The organism is uncultured Altibacter sp., from assembly GCF_963972995.1.
Lineage (GTDB): Bacteria > Bacteroidota > Bacteroidia > Flavobacteriales > Flavobacteriaceae > Altibacter.
On the sequence record NZ_CAXAXI010000017.1, the window covers coordinates 45,390 to 59,848 of the forward strand.

Below are 14,459 nucleotides of genomic sequence, written 5' to 3' on the forward strand. Positions count from 1 at the left end.
TTTTTCCCCTTTATTCAGTATGTATCGTAAAAAAAAAGTTGCTCAGACGAGCAACTTTTTACAATCGTATTTTATTAACTCCCCAATTAATGCAATAACGATTCTTTACGCAAATACTATGGTTAGATAGATTGGTCTCTAATGAAAATCAAAGATGCAACGAAAATGAGATATGAGGCAACAGGGTTTTTCCTGTTTTCTACTAAGGATTTTTCCTTTTTACGAGCAAGTGAAATAAAAAAAGGCTGCCTTAACAGCACAGCCCTCTTTCATAGTTGCTATTATTAACTCCTCAATTAATTAAGCTTTACAAAGATGCAAATTGACCACGGACAACACAAGAGGAAAACCCCCCATTTTTCAACAGGTTTTCCACTAATAATTTCTAAAAACATCCTCATCTAAAAATTAACATAACTTTATTTTGCCAAATCAAACAATATACTTTACTTTGTTTTTCAAAGTACTTTATTATGAGTGAGCAGGATTATCTAAAAGACATCTCCGAGATCAAGGATCTCATGAACCGTTCGTCCCGATTTATTTCACTTAGCGGTCTATCGGGTATCTTCGCCGGCCTGTATGCCATTACGGGTGCCATTATCGCCTATGTGTTTATCTTTCCTGAACCCGGAGAACACTTGTATCTTCATAGTATCGATTTTAAACTACTACTAGTACTACTGGCATCTGTAGCTATTTTGAGTATCGTTACGGCTTACCTGCTTACTTCGCGAAAGGCCAAAAGAGAAAAGGTTAAGGTTTGGGATGCCACTACACGCAGACTCTTGCTCAACTTTCTAATACCATTGGTCACCGGGGGTATATACATATTGATAAAATTGAACAGTCAGCACTATGGACTTACTGCCGCGCTCATGCTCATCTTCTACGGACTCGCCTTGGTGAATGCGTCAAAATACACCATTGGAAATGTAAAGTATTTAGGATATGCCCAAATCGTGCTTGGGCTAATTTGTGCGGCACTTCCGGGCTATGGCTTTTGGTTCTGGCTATTGGGATTTGGTGTATTTCACATTATCTACGGAAGCATAATGTATCTGCAAGAAAAAAAGAGATAAGGTGGGAATTATCGATAACATCAATAAACTGTTTGATCATAGAATCCGTCTCGGGATCATGTCCATCCTTATGGTAAATGAAGATGCCGATTTTAATAGATTGAAGGAACTATTGGATCTCACCGACGGGAATCTGGCAAGTCATATTAAGGCGTTGGAACAAGCCGCATATATCTTGGTCGAGAAACAATTCGTAGGTAGAAAACCAAATACTCGTTATCGTGCAACTCCCTTGGGAAAAGCTGAATTTAAAAAGCATATTGAAGCGCTTGAAAAATTGATCAAGAAATAATCAAAAAAATTTATTTATTTACTTTGAATTACAAAGTACTTTATGAAAAAACAAAGAAAAAAATTAATCCATTGGTTGTTTAAAAAGACCCAGCTGCTCTATTGCCGCTTTAAAAAGAAAGCACCATGGAATATTACAACCCTACAGTTGTTACAACTGCCCACAACAACATTTGGGCACCATTTAGGCAGCTTTTTATTTAAAAATGGTTTTGAATTGCTCCCTAAAGTAGAACGTCATGATGCCTATCACGTACTTACGGGCTATAGTACGCGTGTAGAAGATGAGATCGCGTTGCAATTTCTTTGCTTCGGAAACGGGAAACGAACGCCCTACTTACTTGGTGTTCTCATAGTAGGCTCGCTCCTACTTCCCGAATATGCCGGCTATTATCGTGACTCCTTCAGAATAGGTAAACAGCTTAACCCTTTTCATCACTACGACTACAAATTGCTTCTGAAGCAATCCTTTACCGACTTTAAAAATTCGATTTTTTCAGAAGAACAACGTCAAAAATTAGAACTATTACAAAAAAGGCACACATACATTCATTTATCTAACACTCATTAATTATGGAACAAAAAAGAAATAAATTTGGGAATTGGCTGCGAAACTCCATCACAGCACGCATGCTTATTGTGGGTTTTTTACTGCTTATTCTCCTTATTCCTCTGGAGTTTGTAAAGTCGCTCATCACCGAACGATCCTTTAGACAATCCGAGGTAGTTAGGGAGATCAATAGCAAATGGGGTAATGAGGTACTGCTCTCCGGACCGGTACTAAAAATCCCTTACAACACCTATAAGGAAGAGAAAATCTTTATCGAGAAAACAAAGACATACGAAACCAAGACCGAGGTCATTGTAAAAAATGCTTATCTACTTCCCGATCTCTTACATATACGCTCTACGGTAGATTCTAAACCACTTAAGAGAGGCATCTATGAATCGGTGGTGTACACAGCCAATATTTCAGCCAACGGTACTTTCCCGGCCATTGACCTGTCGGCTCAGGATATCGCTAAGGAGGATATTCTCTGGGAGAAGATCACAGTAATCCTTCGCAGTTCAAACCTTAACGGTATTAGAAGCGGTTTGGAGGTACAACTGGGAGCAGAAACTGTAGCAATGAGTCCGCGATACGACCAACACTACCTCAACACTATACAAAGTGATCCTTTAAAAACACTTACAGTAGAAAGTGCAGAACCGGTGTCTTTTTCTTTCGACCTGAAGATCAATGGAAGTGAAAGTCTCAAGTTCATTCCCGTGGGAAAAAAAACCACTGTAAGGATGGATTCCGATTGGCATTCTCCTAGTTTTGACGGTAAGTACTTGCCGGATGATGGCACTAAAGAAATTTCGAAATCAGGGTTTTATGCCGATTGGCAGGTGTTTCAGATCAATCGCCAATTCGAACAGGAATTCTATAACGGTATGCCGGACCTTTCAGAATTTGGGTTTGGCACCAACTTTATCATTCCTGTTGATGAATATCAAAAAAGTGAACGAACCGCAAAGTATGGGTTTATGGTTATTGGACTCACCCTGCTTGTCTTTTTGTTGATCCAAATTGTAAGTAAGATCTACATTCATCCGTTTCAATATGTGATGATCGGGCTGGCCTTGGTGATGTTCTACACCTTGCTTATTTCCATTTCGGAACACAGTAGTTTTTTAAAGGCATACGCCATTGCAGGTGCTTCGGTATTGGGACTCATTACCCTGTATTCCCGGGCGATTCTAAGCGGTTTTAAATTTCCATTGCTAATTTGCGTCTCTCTGGCATCGCTGTATGGGTTTATTTATGTGATCATACAGTTGGAAAGCTATGCGTTGTTGGTAGGAAGTATTGGCTTGTTTGTGATCTTAGCCATAATCATGTTCGCCTCCCGAAAAATTGATTGGGGAAACGACTAAGCTAGAAATTGGAAGCACGAAATTTTCAACGTAGTTTCGTGCTTCTATTTTTTGATTTTCAATGTTACCTTGAACTTTTAATGGATCCATGACCTTCAGTAAAAAATATCTGGTGCTTTTCTTATCCCTTTTAGCTGTTGAGATCTGCATCGCTGTATTCACTTTTCATTGGTTTATACGTGGTTTTCTAGGTGATGTTTTGGTGATCCTACTTATCTATTGTTTTGTACGGATCTTTCTCAAAGGTTCTGCTTTCAAGATTGCTTTGACTACGCTTGTATTCGCAATAGGTGTGGAACTATTGCAATGGATCGATTTCACAGAAAAATTAAACATAACATCTCCGGTATTTAAAACGATGCTTGGATCGGTCTTCGATCCATGGGATATACTGGCTTATCTACTGGGTTTTTTTATCGTTGTTATTTCTGAAAAAAGTTTTTTGAAATTTACGAAATAACAGTATTTTGCAGTCTCCCCTGTTTGATTATTGATAAATCCTATGATGCCTCTTAAAAATTCTTTTGTTCTATCCTTCGTACTTATTATAACTTTTTCTATAACCGCACAAGAGCGAAAAAAAGGATTTTTCGGCCAACCCACAGCTCAAGAGCATGCCATGCTTACCTATGACAAAGATCCCGAAGCAACAGCAGTTATCTTATTTGAAAGTGGAAAGAACTCATTTGAAATGGTGGACAATAGACTCACCCTTATCAAGGAAGTGTACCGAAAAATAAAGGTGTTAAATGCACAAAAGTTTGATGGCGCAACCATAGAAATACCATGGTATGCCAATAAATCCTCTAAGGAGCGGGTTCGAAAGTTAAAGGTAATGACTCACAATGGAGGACTACAGCGTTTTGTAAGTGAGGATAAAATATTCGAATCTGACCTTAATGAAAATTGGAATGTGACAAAATTCACCTTCCCCGATGTAAAAGACGGTAGCATCCTTGAGTATTCCTATAGAATTGAATCTCCATTTTTTTGGGGTTTTGGTGGATGGGATTTTCAAGAGGACCTTCCAAAGATCTATAGTGAATTTGAGTCTTCAATACCCGGAAATTTGGTTTACAAGCGTTCCTTATTCGGAACACAAGAACTCTCCTTGAACGATGTAAAAGTTAAAAAAAATTGCCTAGACGTTCGCGGCACAGAACAAGCGGCTGCTTGTGAAGTATCTGTCTATGCCATGAAGGATATCCCCGCTCTTATAGAGGAGTCTTATATGTTGTCCTCAGACAATTACAGGTCTCGCTTAGAATATGAATTACAGGAAATAACGGATTTCTACGGTGATACTTCCTATTACACCAAGACCTGGGACGATGTAGACAATGAGTTTAAGACAGAGAAAGATATGGGTAGACAGTTGCGATATGAAAATTATTTTCAGCAAGCTCTCCCCCAACAATTATTGGGAATCCCCGATGCGTTTGAAAGAGCAAAGGCTATTTATTATCACATTCAAGATCACTTTACTTGGAATAACAAATACAGGATGTACTCCGATGTTCGGGTTAAAGAAGCATACGAAGAACAAAAAGGAAACAATAGCGAGATTAACCTTGCCTTAATCAACGCGCTAAATGCGGCTCAGCTAAATGCAAAGATCCTACTAAGTGCTACCCGGGATACCAAGGCTCCAAATCCTTTATATCCGGTACTTACAGATTTTAATTATGTAATGGCGTATGTGAAAATTGGAGAAGTGGAATACATATTAGATGCCACCGACAAAGACTTGAAGTTTGGAATCGTTCCTTTTAGAGCTCTTAATGACAAAGGAAGGGTGATGGATTTTGAGAATGGAAGTTTTTGGAAATCTATCGACCCTGAGCCAAAAAACTTACTGTATATTAAAGCACAGGTTTTGGTCTCTGCCGAAAATGAAGTGGTTGCCACCGTAACCGAAACCCATACAGGTTACTCTGAAATCTTTGAAAAACAAAAGTTACATAAAGGCTCACAAGCGAACTATGTGACCGAAAAAGAATCACAACTAGGAAGCATTGAAATTCGAAATCTCTCTATAAATAACGAAAAGAATCCTACTAAAGATCTTACTTTAGAATATGCCGTGACCTATGAACCCGAAATAGTTGGTGATCAAATTTACATAGACCCATTCTTTCTTCAGCCTGAGTTTAAAATAAACCCTTTTTTAGCAGAAAATCGTAGCTTTCCTATTGATTTTGGCTATCCTAGAAGCATTCATTATGCCTTGGCGATCACAATAGAAAAGGGTTTTAAAATAGAACGACTTCCGGAGAATAAAAGTTTCAAACTCCCTGAAGACATAGGGAACGGTACAATGCTTTTTTCTCAAAACGATAATACAGTGTACCTTCGTTTTACATTTGCCGTTAATCACCAAAGTTTCATCACTGAAGCATACCCCATTTTAAAGGAGTTTTTTGGGAACGTCGTAAACCTCCAAACAAATAGTTTTATCGTGCTTAGCAAACGCTAACTCACAGCATCTACATAATCCTGTAAGTAGGCGAATCGTTCGGTTAGTGTTCCTTGCGGGGTGGTCATACGAGCACGCTCTAAAATACCTCGAGCATCCCCATTAAAGAAAGCCGGAATGACATGTTCCAAGAACATATCTCCAAATCCCTCACTGGCATCTTTCGGAAGCTCACAGGGCAAATTATCCACCGCCATCACGGTGATCGCATCAGCTGCATTAAATGTTGTTTCTTTCTCGGTTTGTGGATCGTAACCGTAGAATGGCTCTGCGATGGTAGAAGCGCGAATGGTACTTGCTACAGGACCATCAATATCACAGGAGATATCGGCTATGAGCCGTATCTTAAAGTCAGGATGTCTTGCGTCTTCACGTGTAAACAGATATGGAGCTCCATTGCCGTAAAAATGTCCGGCAATGAACATGTCACTTACCTTGGCATACCGCATAAAATCACTTTCATAACCTGAAGGATCCTTATAGAATTCACTTTTAGATCCTTTTGTTCCGTCGGATCGCTTGTTATATTCCATGACATCAATGAGGCAGTAGACGGGTTCGTCAAAGGACTTTGAAAGATATTTTGCATCGCTTACTTCACGTATTTTGAGATGATCCAAGATCTCTTTCGCTCCTTTAGCAACCTTTCCCGTTCCCGACAGAATGATTTTTAGATTAGGAAGTTGGATGGTATCCAGTGCCGCCTTTACCGCTTCCAAGTCGGGCAGGGTTTCTACTTTGGGAAGTGAGAACAAGCCGTCCCGTAATCCGAGTGCCCGAAAACCGTTATAGGCTCCTACCAGCCCGGCATAACGCCCAAACCCTATTAGCCGAGCACCTGTCTTTCTTACAATGGTCTCATGATCATAAAGTTCAATTCTCTTATCCAGTATCGCTTTTAAAAGCTTTCGATTATAGGGTTGTTTTTTTATGGTATGGCTGAAGAAGAAGTATTTTTTATTGGGAATAAGCGCATCGACAGGGACTTCCTTAACGCCCAACATGACATCTGCTTCGGAAATATCTTCCTTGACCTCGAAACCGGCTTTACGATAGGCTTCGTCAGGAAAAATGCGAACCTCTGAAGCTTCAACAATGAGTTTAGCGTCTGGAAATTCCTGTATGACTTCCTGACTCTTTTGGGGTGAAAAAACGACACGCCTGTCAGGCGGATTCTTTCGTTCTTTGATGATAGCAAAGGTTATAGGCATTTGGAATACTTTTTGCATGTTAAATAGGGTCGCAAAGATAGTGATTTTAGTGTATCTTTGCCTTCCATTTCGGGTAGGGATTGAGGTAAGTTACCCCGCCTTAGCTCGCTTCGGCGGGCAGGCGTGTAACACCGAAAGCCCGGTCGCGTTGCAACAGCAACGGGAACCCGCCAAATGATCTTTGAAAAAAATGGGGCCGACTGGTTTTGACAGCGGGTCTAATGGTACTATAAGCATGTCGAGCGCTGGGAAATAGCTCGTAAATCTCATTTTTCACACTTTTTAAACGGCGAGAATAACTACGCCCTAGCTGCATAATCCGAATTATAGTAGGATAATGCCTCGGTCCGCAAGGCGGACAAGCAGGAAGTCACTCGAAGGCCTTGGTTTACGGCGTTCGATCTAGTGGCTTCGTAAAAGTAGACCTAGCTCGCGCAGGGCTTTGATGCGCTTGCGAAACTAAAATGAAGCTAAGGGGTGCGTTGGTAGTTTTCGACCGGCAAGCCCACGAAAATCTAAATGAAAACTAAGCATGTAGAAAGTAGTAGTATTGCACGTTTGGACGAGGGTTCGACTCCCTCCGGCTCCACAATTAATTCTTTAAAATGCCCTGTTTACAGCTGTTTGCAAATAGGGTGTTTTAATTTATCCCGACATATTCCCGACAATTCTTTAATTTATGGATGTAGGTATTAATAAAGTTGTTCTTATTGGTAACGGTTTTGATTTGGCACATGGTTTCCCAACTTCCTATAATCAATTCATGTTAGATTATTTGAAGAAACGTTTAATTGCTAATTGGGGCACCCAGCGAGGTAATAATGAAGAGGATATATTCAAGTTCCATTTCGAAAAAAAATTCAGTGATGTTGCGCAAAAGGACTTGGATAACTATCACAATCTCCAAACCCTGTTAACAAACCTCAAGCGAGCAAATATATCTATTTATGGGGAAATTGATTTTGCCAATTCTCTACTAGGGGCATGTTCCAGACAGTGGGTTGATATAGAAGAAATTTATTATCGAGAACTATTAAAAATTTCTCTAATATTAAATGAAGATGAGCAATCGAAACAACTAACTAAACTGAATCAAGCCTTATTGACAATTAAAAAGGCATTGATAGAATATCTTAGTTCATTACAGTTGAACGTGGATAATCACTCAAGACCTTTCTTAGAAATATGCCAGTTTATAGAACAACCTCTTAACAATAATTCCTTTTCCAAACATTTTAATATAAATATTGCAAAAAATGTTCGTACAGCGAATGAAATTGAGAATATAATGCTAGTGAACTTCAATTATACTACAACACCTCAATTTTATCAAGATGCACTAGAAAACGTCAATTCATTAAACATTCGCTCCACTAATATTCATGGTAAACTGAGTTTACAGGATGCAATATTTGGATATGGTGATGATTTTAGTGAAGAATACAAAAAATTAGAAAATGCGAATATTGAAAGTTTATTAGTCAATATGAAAACATCATGGTATTCAAAAACTTCCCGATATCATGAATTAATCAATTTTATTAATTCTCAACCATACCACGTTCTTATTATGGGTCATTCATGTGGCCTTTCTGATCGCACTCTATTAAATTCAATTTTTGAAAATGATAATTGTATGGATATTGAAATACTGTTTCATGAGAAGGAGCCCGGCAATGATGATCACTTTTCTAAATCTCTAAACATCTCAAGGCATTTTTCTGATAAACAGAAATTCAGATATCGCATAATTCCCAGAGATAAATCATTTAAAATGCCACAATTTATTTAATAGGATACCCCCCCTATAAAAAATTGTCTATACTAAAATACTGATTAACAGGCGATGTATCAATTATTGAACTTTCTAACTTTTATGGGGGTATCCACCTTAAGAGATTTTTCTTAGGTACGGCTGAGGTAAATTATCACCCTCAATATCTTTTTTTAAATTACTTTTCCAATTACTTAAAACCTTTTCAAAGGTAGTTATTGTCATATTAGACTTGTTTAATTTTTTTTGATTGAAATAGTCAATAAAAAAACGCCATTGATCTTGTGGTAATTTATATTTCTGTTTTAATTCTACGACTTGACTAGGATAATTTCTATTTAGAAAATCGAAGTGAGTGAGTGCTCTCTCACTTTTATTATTTCCTTTATTATATTCTTTACTATTTTTATATTGGTCGTCTATGACTATGGGTGTTGGTCGTTTATGACTATGGCTATTGTCGTTTTTGACTATGGGTGTTGGTCGTTTATGACTATGGCTATTGATAAAAATTGTTCTAGGATTGTTATTCCTATAATCATATTCACAAGTAATTAATTTCTTTGTTTCAAGTGATGCTATTATTTTAGATATACGCCCCTCAGACTTGTTAACCATTTCAGCTATTTTCTTATTTTTTGCATAGCATCCGTTTTCATTATCCAGTCCACATATTACACTTAGTACCAATATTTCCGAATCCTTCAATTTATAATTCAAATATTCCTTTGGTATCCATATACCTTTAAATTCCTTATTATAATCTTTGCTGTTATCCATTGAATAGCTATTTTTACAACTGTATCAAACTTGCCAGTTTGTACAATCATTTTGAACAAATTAGGGAGCTATTTAGGCTCCCTTTTTCATTCTTAATAAGTAAGTATGTTCTTTTAGTATTGCGGTTTGCAGTTTCTTTTGCACTGGGTAAAAGTTCGGGAATATATCCAGTACAAATGTATTCCAAGTGTTTATTGACTGAGCAATAATAAAATGCTGAGGATTTTCAAAATCTTTGCCTTTGGCCGTCTTTTGATCCAGTCTTACCGGTAGTGGTAAATTACCCTCAAATACAAAAGCATTTTGAGTTTTGGCAAGGCCGGACTTATAGCACCGTTTCCAGTTGGTATCGTTTCTTAGGTATAGCCAGTATTCAAAATAACGGCTCCGGTCGTGGTAACCATTATCCTTTTCAATACGCAATATCTTTGTAAAGAGTTTGCAGTCTTTCAGTATATCGGTATTGATTAACTCAAATTCCTTTTTCGGGTTTTCTGAACTTCCGTTTTTTAGGGCGTATATCCCTCTAAAATATCTTCTTTTGCCAGTTTGCATAACTCTATTTATTTGAATTATACAATACCTCGTTGATCTCTTTCCGGCTGAAGTACGTCCGGTTACCTATTTTTCGATGTTTCAAAATTCCCTTATTACACCAATCGTGTAAACAAACAAAGGATATTTTTAATAGCTCACTTGTTTCTTTACGTGTTAATAGGTCGTCCGGCTCTTTTAGTTGAAAGTATTGTTTTAAATCTTCAATCTCTTTCCTTACCCCTTGTAGTATATTTTCAGTTAATTTTTCTGGGGTTGTTCCGGTTACTAAGGTGGTATTGTCCATAACAAAATATTTTAATGTTTGAACAAATGTATTCCCGGTAATTACTTTTTTAACCTCCAGTTAACTCTAATAAAACTCTAACTTTTGGAGGTTTCTAAATACTCATAATAAAGACTAGTTAATTTTGGTTTATGATTTTTAAAATTGGGGTGTGTATTATAATCTGATTCGATTTTAGAAAACGTTCTATCCTTTAAACTATTCTTACAATATGATTGAACAAAGACAATGAATTTAGATTTATTAGGATAAACATGTTTACCCTCTAAAAAGAAATATAACACGGTGTACTTAATAGTAGGAATATTATTGAGTGCTGTAAAATGTTCGTCTAAATAATTAAATACCTCAAATCCTCCAGTTTTAAATACTTGTGTTATAATTTCGGGGTGTTCTTGGTCTTTAGATCGTTGAGCCCTTTTAATATTCAAATGATTAATAATAAAATCCTTTAGGGCGTTTAACTGGTTTAAATTAAATACACTACTAACATTTTCAGCCCAATGTTCAAAAGTACTACCCGGTTGAACGTCTAATAAATGATAAATATGAATTAAACGGTTTTCTCTTTCTTGATCTATATAGACAAGAATTTCTAATAAACGTGTGCGTTTATATTCATTTATCCTTTCGGGCAATTCGGCAATCAATTTTAAATCTTCTCGCAATTCGTGCCATTGTGGTTTAGTATAGCCAGTACTCATTTTGAACAATATTAATTTTAACCTTTCGTAGTCCGTTTTCTAAAATCCTTATAACTTATAAATAACGGTTTCTTACCGGTTTCTTTTGTGATTCCGAGCATATACTCAAAACATTCTTTTTGAGTGGGGAAATAGCCTAATAAATTGAAATAGGAACTTGTAAAACTGTTAACGTTGTCCAGTTCGTTTCCAAAAGTTCTTATTTTAAAATCAAAATAGTTTAAAAACATTTTTTTGTCATTGATTTTTTTAACCTCGTTGTTGAGGTATTCAAAACATTCCTTTTTGGTTCCGTACTGAGGTAATAAAAGAAAATAGGTATAAGTAAAGCCAAAAATAGTGGTTAAATCATTCATTGGTTCCTGTTTTAATTAATTCCAGTTTTGCGGTTTTGGTCTTTTTACGTTCCTGGTCTTGCCAATAGCTATTCAATACCTCAGCGTTATCCATTGCGGTTTTGCCAATGTACTGTAAAAACATTTTTTCTGTGGTGTGGCCTGTAATAGCCATTAATACCGGAGTGGGTAATTTGCCGTAATGGTTAGTTGCAAAAGATCTCCGGCAAATATGACTACTTACCAATTCCCATTTTTCATATTCCCCCTTAACTTTCCGGTAAACTTTCGGTTTCAGTTTTTTCTTTTTAGCACCTTCAACAAGCTCTTTTAATTCAACTTCTTTACAGACTAATTTTATATAATCGTTAAACCGTTGGTCTGAAATTGGCCGGGGAAATTGGCCGTTGAGGTTGTTCAAAATCTCAATTACTTGAGAGTGCAAAGGGAGTACAATTTTTTGTCCGGTTTTCTTGGCGGTGTATTCTATAAAGCCATTGTGTATATTTTCAACTGTAAATTTCAATAGATCACTTACCCTCGCTCCAGTCCATACGCCAATAATTAGCCAATTCCGAGCGTTTTCTAAATAGGGCGTTTTACTAAAGTCGTGTTTAAAAATAATTTCAATTTCACCTTCAGAAAGTGTTATAAAGGTCGTGGGTTCCTTTGGTTGCCTAAATTCCTTTTTATCTATATCCTCACTAATTTTCAGTCCGTAACCTTTGGCACTTTTTACTATTGTTTTTACAAATTTCAAATAACGACCGGTTGTATTGTAACTGAGTAACTGTTTATCGTGGAGGAAATAAATAAAATCTTTGTGGAAAGCCAAATTAATATCTGTAACCTTTAATCGTTTTTTCTTATAGGCTTCAAACTCTTTTAATTTATTAACAATGGTTTGATATTTTTTTGAGGTTGCCGGAGTTACCCCAATTTTACCGTTTGACTGAATTGAGTTTTTTAAATTCTTTACAAAATAATTCCCGTAGTCAACTATATAGTTAAAATCTACATTTTCATTTTGATTAAAAAAGCTATCTATTGAACTTTTTAGCCAATCACTATTGATTAATTGCCCGGAGGTGTAACTATCATTAAAAGCATTTAAAATATAGCTCCTTAATTCGTTGAGCTCTTTCTGTAGATTTACTTTGTCGGGAAAGTCCGCTATCTGTTTAACCAATCCTTTTTTATTGTTCCAGTACTTAGGATCAATTAAAAGCTGAGTAGATTTTGTAAAGTCGAATTTACGGCCGTGTACCAATCTCAAATGAATTGTACTGGGGTTTCCGGCTCCTTTTGTGAAGTATTTTATTGTTGCCATTGGGAAATATCATTTTTGAACACTTCAAATATAACAAATGCTAATATTCTTCCCGACATCTTCCCGACATTTTACATATTTATACTGTCTAAGTATTACGTATTCTAATTATAGATATTTTTCAAATACTCATAAACAGTTATAAATAAAAGGTTTTAAAGTGTTTTTAGCCATTTTAAGGAACTATCTCAATTAGATAGGTTCAATTCCCTCCGGCTCCACGATCATTCACAACTGCGTTGTGATTTGAAACATAATAAACCCAGCAAGTTTTCTTGACTGGGTTTTGTTGTTTTAAAGCATGTGGCTTGAAAAGCCACGCAGTTGTAATTGCAGGACTGGAACCATTAGGGATCACCGAAGGTACTCCCTACTTCAAGGTCGTTCCGCCTGCGGTCGTCGAAGGCCAATGCGCAAAGCTCGCCCGGTCGCTAAAATCATCCACAGGATGATTTCTAAACGCTCCGGCGTCTCCGGCCTGCTTACCGCAGGCAAGCTCCACGATCATTCACAACTGCGTTGTGATTTGAAACATAATAAACCCAGCAAGTTTTCTTGACTGGGTTTTGTTGTTTTAAAGCATGTGGCTTGAAAAGCCACGCAGTTGTAATTGCAGGACTGGAACCATTAGTGATCACCGAAGGTACTCCCGACCACCATATCGTTCCGCCTTCGGTCGTTGAAGGTTTAACATTTCATTTTTGATTTTGAAAATCGATCGAAATGATGTTGAGTCCCAATCTTTTATAAAAAAACCCTGCCTCCAAAACACAGGGTTCTTATTTTATTTTTTCGAAAAATCTTTTAGTGAAAACGGGTTTTGATAAGGGCACCGTTCTTATCATAAAGTTCCCATCGTCCTGTTTTCTTATCATTAGTATAGGTTCCGGTAGACTCCACGATACCATTCTCGTGATAATTGATCCAAGTTCCCCTCATCTTTCCTTCGGTGAAATCTCCTTCCGATTTGAGGGTGCCATCTGGAAAGTAATACCGCCAATTCCCTGATTTTTCTCCTTTGGCATAGGAGCCTTCAGATTCTAAAGTGCCATCTTCATAATAGTATTTCCAACTTCCTGTTGCCACATCATCTTCAAAATGGCCAACATATAATACTTTTCCGTTCTTATGATAGTATTTCCATTCCCCTGTCTTCTTCCCATCATTATACCTGCCACTTTCAAGTAGTTTACCATCACGGTCAAACTCCTTTACAACAGCATCTTCTGCATTTAGTTTTACATTTGCCGTATCATCGATGGTGGTTTTAGGATTTGAGGTTGCAGAAGTCTCTTCTTTAGACATAGCCCCGTCAGCAGTTAGAATTCGCAATCGTTGGCCGATCCGAATGTTATCTCCATTTAAGTTATTCCACTCCTTAATTTCTCTTATAGAAACATCGAACTTTTCAGCAATCTTACCAAGGTAATCCCCTTGCTCGACCTTATAGAAGGTCTGATCTTTTTTTACGATTGTAATTTCACTGTCCTCCTTTTCTTTTTCAGAAGAAATTATAGTCTTGTCTTTAGGAAGAACCACCTCTCGCTCATCTTTCTGTGTAATTTCCTTTATGGAAGCTTTTTCTTTTTCTAAGGCTGCAGCTTCCTTAAGTGCTGCCTCCTTCTTGGCAGCTTCCTTAAGCGCCAGTTCCTTTTGTTCGGCTTCGATACGTGCTGCCTCTTTAAGTGCTGCTTCCTTCTTGGCAGCTTCCTCTA

General features: G+C 37.2%; 16 protein-coding genes and 1 other RNA gene. 8 read left to right on the top strand and 9 right to left on the bottom strand.

What is annotated here, in order from left to right; all coding sequences use genetic code 11:
* The first annotated feature begins 473 nt into the window (after nt 1-473).
* The 6 genes from AACZ11_RS08635 (at nt 474) to AACZ11_RS08660 (ending at nt 5,769) form a co-directional block, all read left to right on the top strand.
* Nucleotides 474-1,082 (top strand): hypothetical protein, encoded by a 609-nt coding sequence (locus AACZ11_RS08635; RefSeq protein WP_290626866.1) that lies wholly within the window; start codon nt 474-476, stop codon nt 1,080-1,082.
* Nucleotide 1,083: 1 nt separating this feature from the next.
* Nucleotides 1,084-1,374 carry a transcriptional regulator gene (locus AACZ11_RS08640; RefSeq protein WP_290626867.1) on the top strand — a complete coding sequence of 97 codons (291 nt, stop codon included), beginning with the start codon at nt 1,084-1,086 and terminating at the stop codon, nt 1,372-1,374.
* Between the two features lie 42 nt (nt 1,375-1,416).
* Nucleotides 1,417-1,944, top strand: coding sequence for a hypothetical protein (locus AACZ11_RS08645; RefSeq protein WP_290626868.1), 528 nt, complete (start codon nt 1,417-1,419; stop codon nt 1,942-1,944).
* A gap of 2 nt (nt 1,945-1,946) precedes the next feature.
* The gene (gene creD, locus AACZ11_RS08650) at nt 1,947-3,293 is read left to right on the top strand and encodes a cell envelope integrity protein CreD (protein WP_290626869.1); all 1,347 of its coding nucleotides are present in this window, start codon (nt 1,947-1,949) and stop codon (nt 3,291-3,293) included.
* Between the two features lie 88 nt (nt 3,294-3,381).
* Complete coding sequence (locus AACZ11_RS08655) at nt 3,382-3,753, top strand: DUF2809 domain-containing protein (protein ID WP_290626870.1); 372 nt, start codon at nt 3,382-3,384, stop codon at nt 3,751-3,753.
* Between the two features lie 42 nt (nt 3,754-3,795).
* The gene (locus AACZ11_RS08660; protein WP_290626871.1) at nt 3,796-5,769 is read left to right on the top strand and encodes a transglutaminase domain-containing protein; all 1,974 of its coding nucleotides are present in this window, start codon (nt 3,796-3,798) and stop codon (nt 5,767-5,769) included.
* Here AACZ11_RS08660 and AACZ11_RS08665 read toward each other — a convergent pair.
* Entirely contained in the window at nt 5,766-6,974 is a 1,209-nt protein-coding gene (locus AACZ11_RS08665) for an NAD(P)-dependent oxidoreductase (RefSeq protein WP_290626879.1), read from the bottom strand. The genes AACZ11_RS08660 and AACZ11_RS08665 overlap by 4 nt on opposite strands.
* Before the next feature lie 198 nt (nt 6,975-7,172).
* Here AACZ11_RS08665 and ssrA point away from each other — a divergent pair.
* Both ssrA and AACZ11_RS08675 read left to right on the top strand, forming a co-directional pair.
* Nucleotides 7,173-7,572: a transfer-messenger RNA gene (gene ssrA, locus AACZ11_RS08670) on the top strand.
* 87 nt (nt 7,573-7,659) lie between these two features.
* Nucleotides 7,660-8,772 carry an AbiH family protein gene (locus AACZ11_RS08675; protein WP_290626872.1) on the top strand — a complete coding sequence of 371 codons (1,113 nt, stop codon included), beginning with the start codon at nt 7,660-7,662 and terminating at the stop codon, nt 8,770-8,772.
* A gap of 99 nt (nt 8,773-8,871) precedes the next feature.
* On the opposite strand, the gene AACZ11_RS08680 is transcribed toward AACZ11_RS08675, so the two are convergent.
* The 8 genes from AACZ11_RS08680 to AACZ11_RS08715 all read right to left on the bottom strand — a co-directional run.
* Nucleotides 8,872-9,534 carry a helix-turn-helix domain-containing protein gene (locus AACZ11_RS08680; protein WP_290626873.1) on the bottom strand — a complete coding sequence of 221 codons (663 nt, stop codon included), beginning with the start codon at nt 9,532-9,534 and terminating at the stop codon, nt 8,872-8,874.
* Between the two features lie 72 nt (nt 9,535-9,606).
* Nucleotides 9,607-10,089 (bottom strand): hypothetical protein, encoded by a 483-nt coding sequence (locus tag AACZ11_RS08685; RefSeq protein WP_290626874.1) that lies wholly within the window; start codon nt 10,087-10,089, stop codon nt 9,607-9,609.
* Between the two features lie 4 nt (nt 10,090-10,093).
* Nucleotides 10,094-10,375 (bottom strand): helix-turn-helix domain-containing protein, encoded by a 282-nt coding sequence (locus AACZ11_RS08690; protein WP_290626875.1) that lies wholly within the window; start codon nt 10,373-10,375, stop codon nt 10,094-10,096.
* A 77-nt stretch (nt 10,376-10,452) separates the two neighbouring features.
* Complete coding sequence (locus AACZ11_RS08695) at nt 10,453-11,079, bottom strand: hypothetical protein (protein WP_290626876.1); 627 nt, start codon at nt 11,077-11,079, stop codon at nt 10,453-10,455.
* 17 nt (nt 11,080-11,096) lie between these two features.
* Nucleotides 11,097-11,435: a hypothetical protein gene (locus AACZ11_RS08700; RefSeq protein ID WP_290626877.1), complete on the bottom strand. Its 339-nt coding sequence runs from the start codon at nt 11,433-11,435 to the stop codon at nt 11,097-11,099.
* Complete coding sequence (locus AACZ11_RS08705) at nt 11,428-12,744, bottom strand: phage integrase SAM-like domain-containing protein (protein ID WP_290626878.1); 1,317 nt, start codon at nt 12,742-12,744, stop codon at nt 11,428-11,430. The genes AACZ11_RS08700 and AACZ11_RS08705 overlap by 8 nt, the downstream gene beginning before the upstream one ends.
* A gap of 370 nt (nt 12,745-13,114) precedes the next feature.
* Nucleotides 13,115-13,252: a hypothetical protein gene (locus AACZ11_RS08710; protein WP_339832162.1), complete on the bottom strand. Its 138-nt coding sequence runs from the start codon at nt 13,250-13,252 to the stop codon at nt 13,115-13,117.
* A 296-nt stretch (nt 13,253-13,548) separates the two neighbouring features.
* Nucleotides 13,549-14,459, bottom strand: a 911-nt coding sequence (locus AACZ11_RS08715; protein ID WP_339832165.1) for a LysM peptidoglycan-binding domain-containing protein, incomplete at its 5' end; no start/stop codon positions are given.

Excerpts from the sequence above, each read along its gene's own strand:
- AACZ11_RS08635 (WP_290626866.1), top strand. The coding sequence starts at position 474 with ATGAGTGAGCAGGATTATCTAAAAGACATCTCCGAGATCAAGGATCTC.
- AACZ11_RS08645 (WP_290626868.1), top strand. The coding sequence starts at position 1,417 with ATGAAAAAACAAAGAAAAAAATTAATCCATTGGTTGTTTAAAAAGACC.
- creD (WP_290626869.1), top strand. The coding sequence starts at position 1,947 with ATGGAACAAAAAAGAAATAAATTTGGGAATTGGCTGCGAAACTCCATC.
- AACZ11_RS08655 (WP_290626870.1), top strand. The coding sequence starts at position 3,382 with ATGACCTTCAGTAAAAAATATCTGGTGCTTTTCTTATCCCTTTTAGCT.
- AACZ11_RS08660 (WP_290626871.1), top strand. The coding sequence starts at position 3,796 with ATGATGCCTCTTAAAAATTCTTTTGTTCTATCCTTCGTACTTATTATA.
- AACZ11_RS08675 (WP_290626872.1), top strand. The coding sequence starts at position 7,660 with ATGGATGTAGGTATTAATAAAGTTGTTCTTATTGGTAACGGTTTTGAT.
- AACZ11_RS08680 (WP_290626873.1), bottom strand. The coding sequence starts at position 9,534 with ATGGATAACAGCAAAGATTATAATAAGGAATTTAAAGGTATATGGATA.
- AACZ11_RS08685 (WP_290626874.1), bottom strand. The coding sequence starts at position 10,089 with ATGCAAACTGGCAAAAGAAGATATTTTAGAGGGATATACGCCCTAAAA.
- AACZ11_RS08690 (WP_290626875.1), bottom strand. The coding sequence starts at position 10,375 with ATGGACAATACCACCTTAGTAACCGGAACAACCCCAGAAAAATTAACT.
- AACZ11_RS08695 (WP_290626876.1), bottom strand. The coding sequence starts at position 11,079 with ATGAGTACTGGCTATACTAAACCACAATGGCACGAATTGCGAGAAGAT.
- AACZ11_RS08700 (WP_290626877.1), bottom strand. The coding sequence starts at position 11,435 with ATGAATGATTTAACCACTATTTTTGGCTTTACTTATACCTATTTTCTT.
- AACZ11_RS08705 (WP_290626878.1), bottom strand. The coding sequence starts at position 12,744 with ATGGCAACAATAAAATACTTCACAAAAGGAGCCGGAAACCCCAGTACA.
- AACZ11_RS08710 (WP_339832162.1), bottom strand. The coding sequence starts at position 13,252 with ATGATCGTGGAGCTTGCCTGCGGTAAGCAGGCCGGAGACGCCGGAGCG.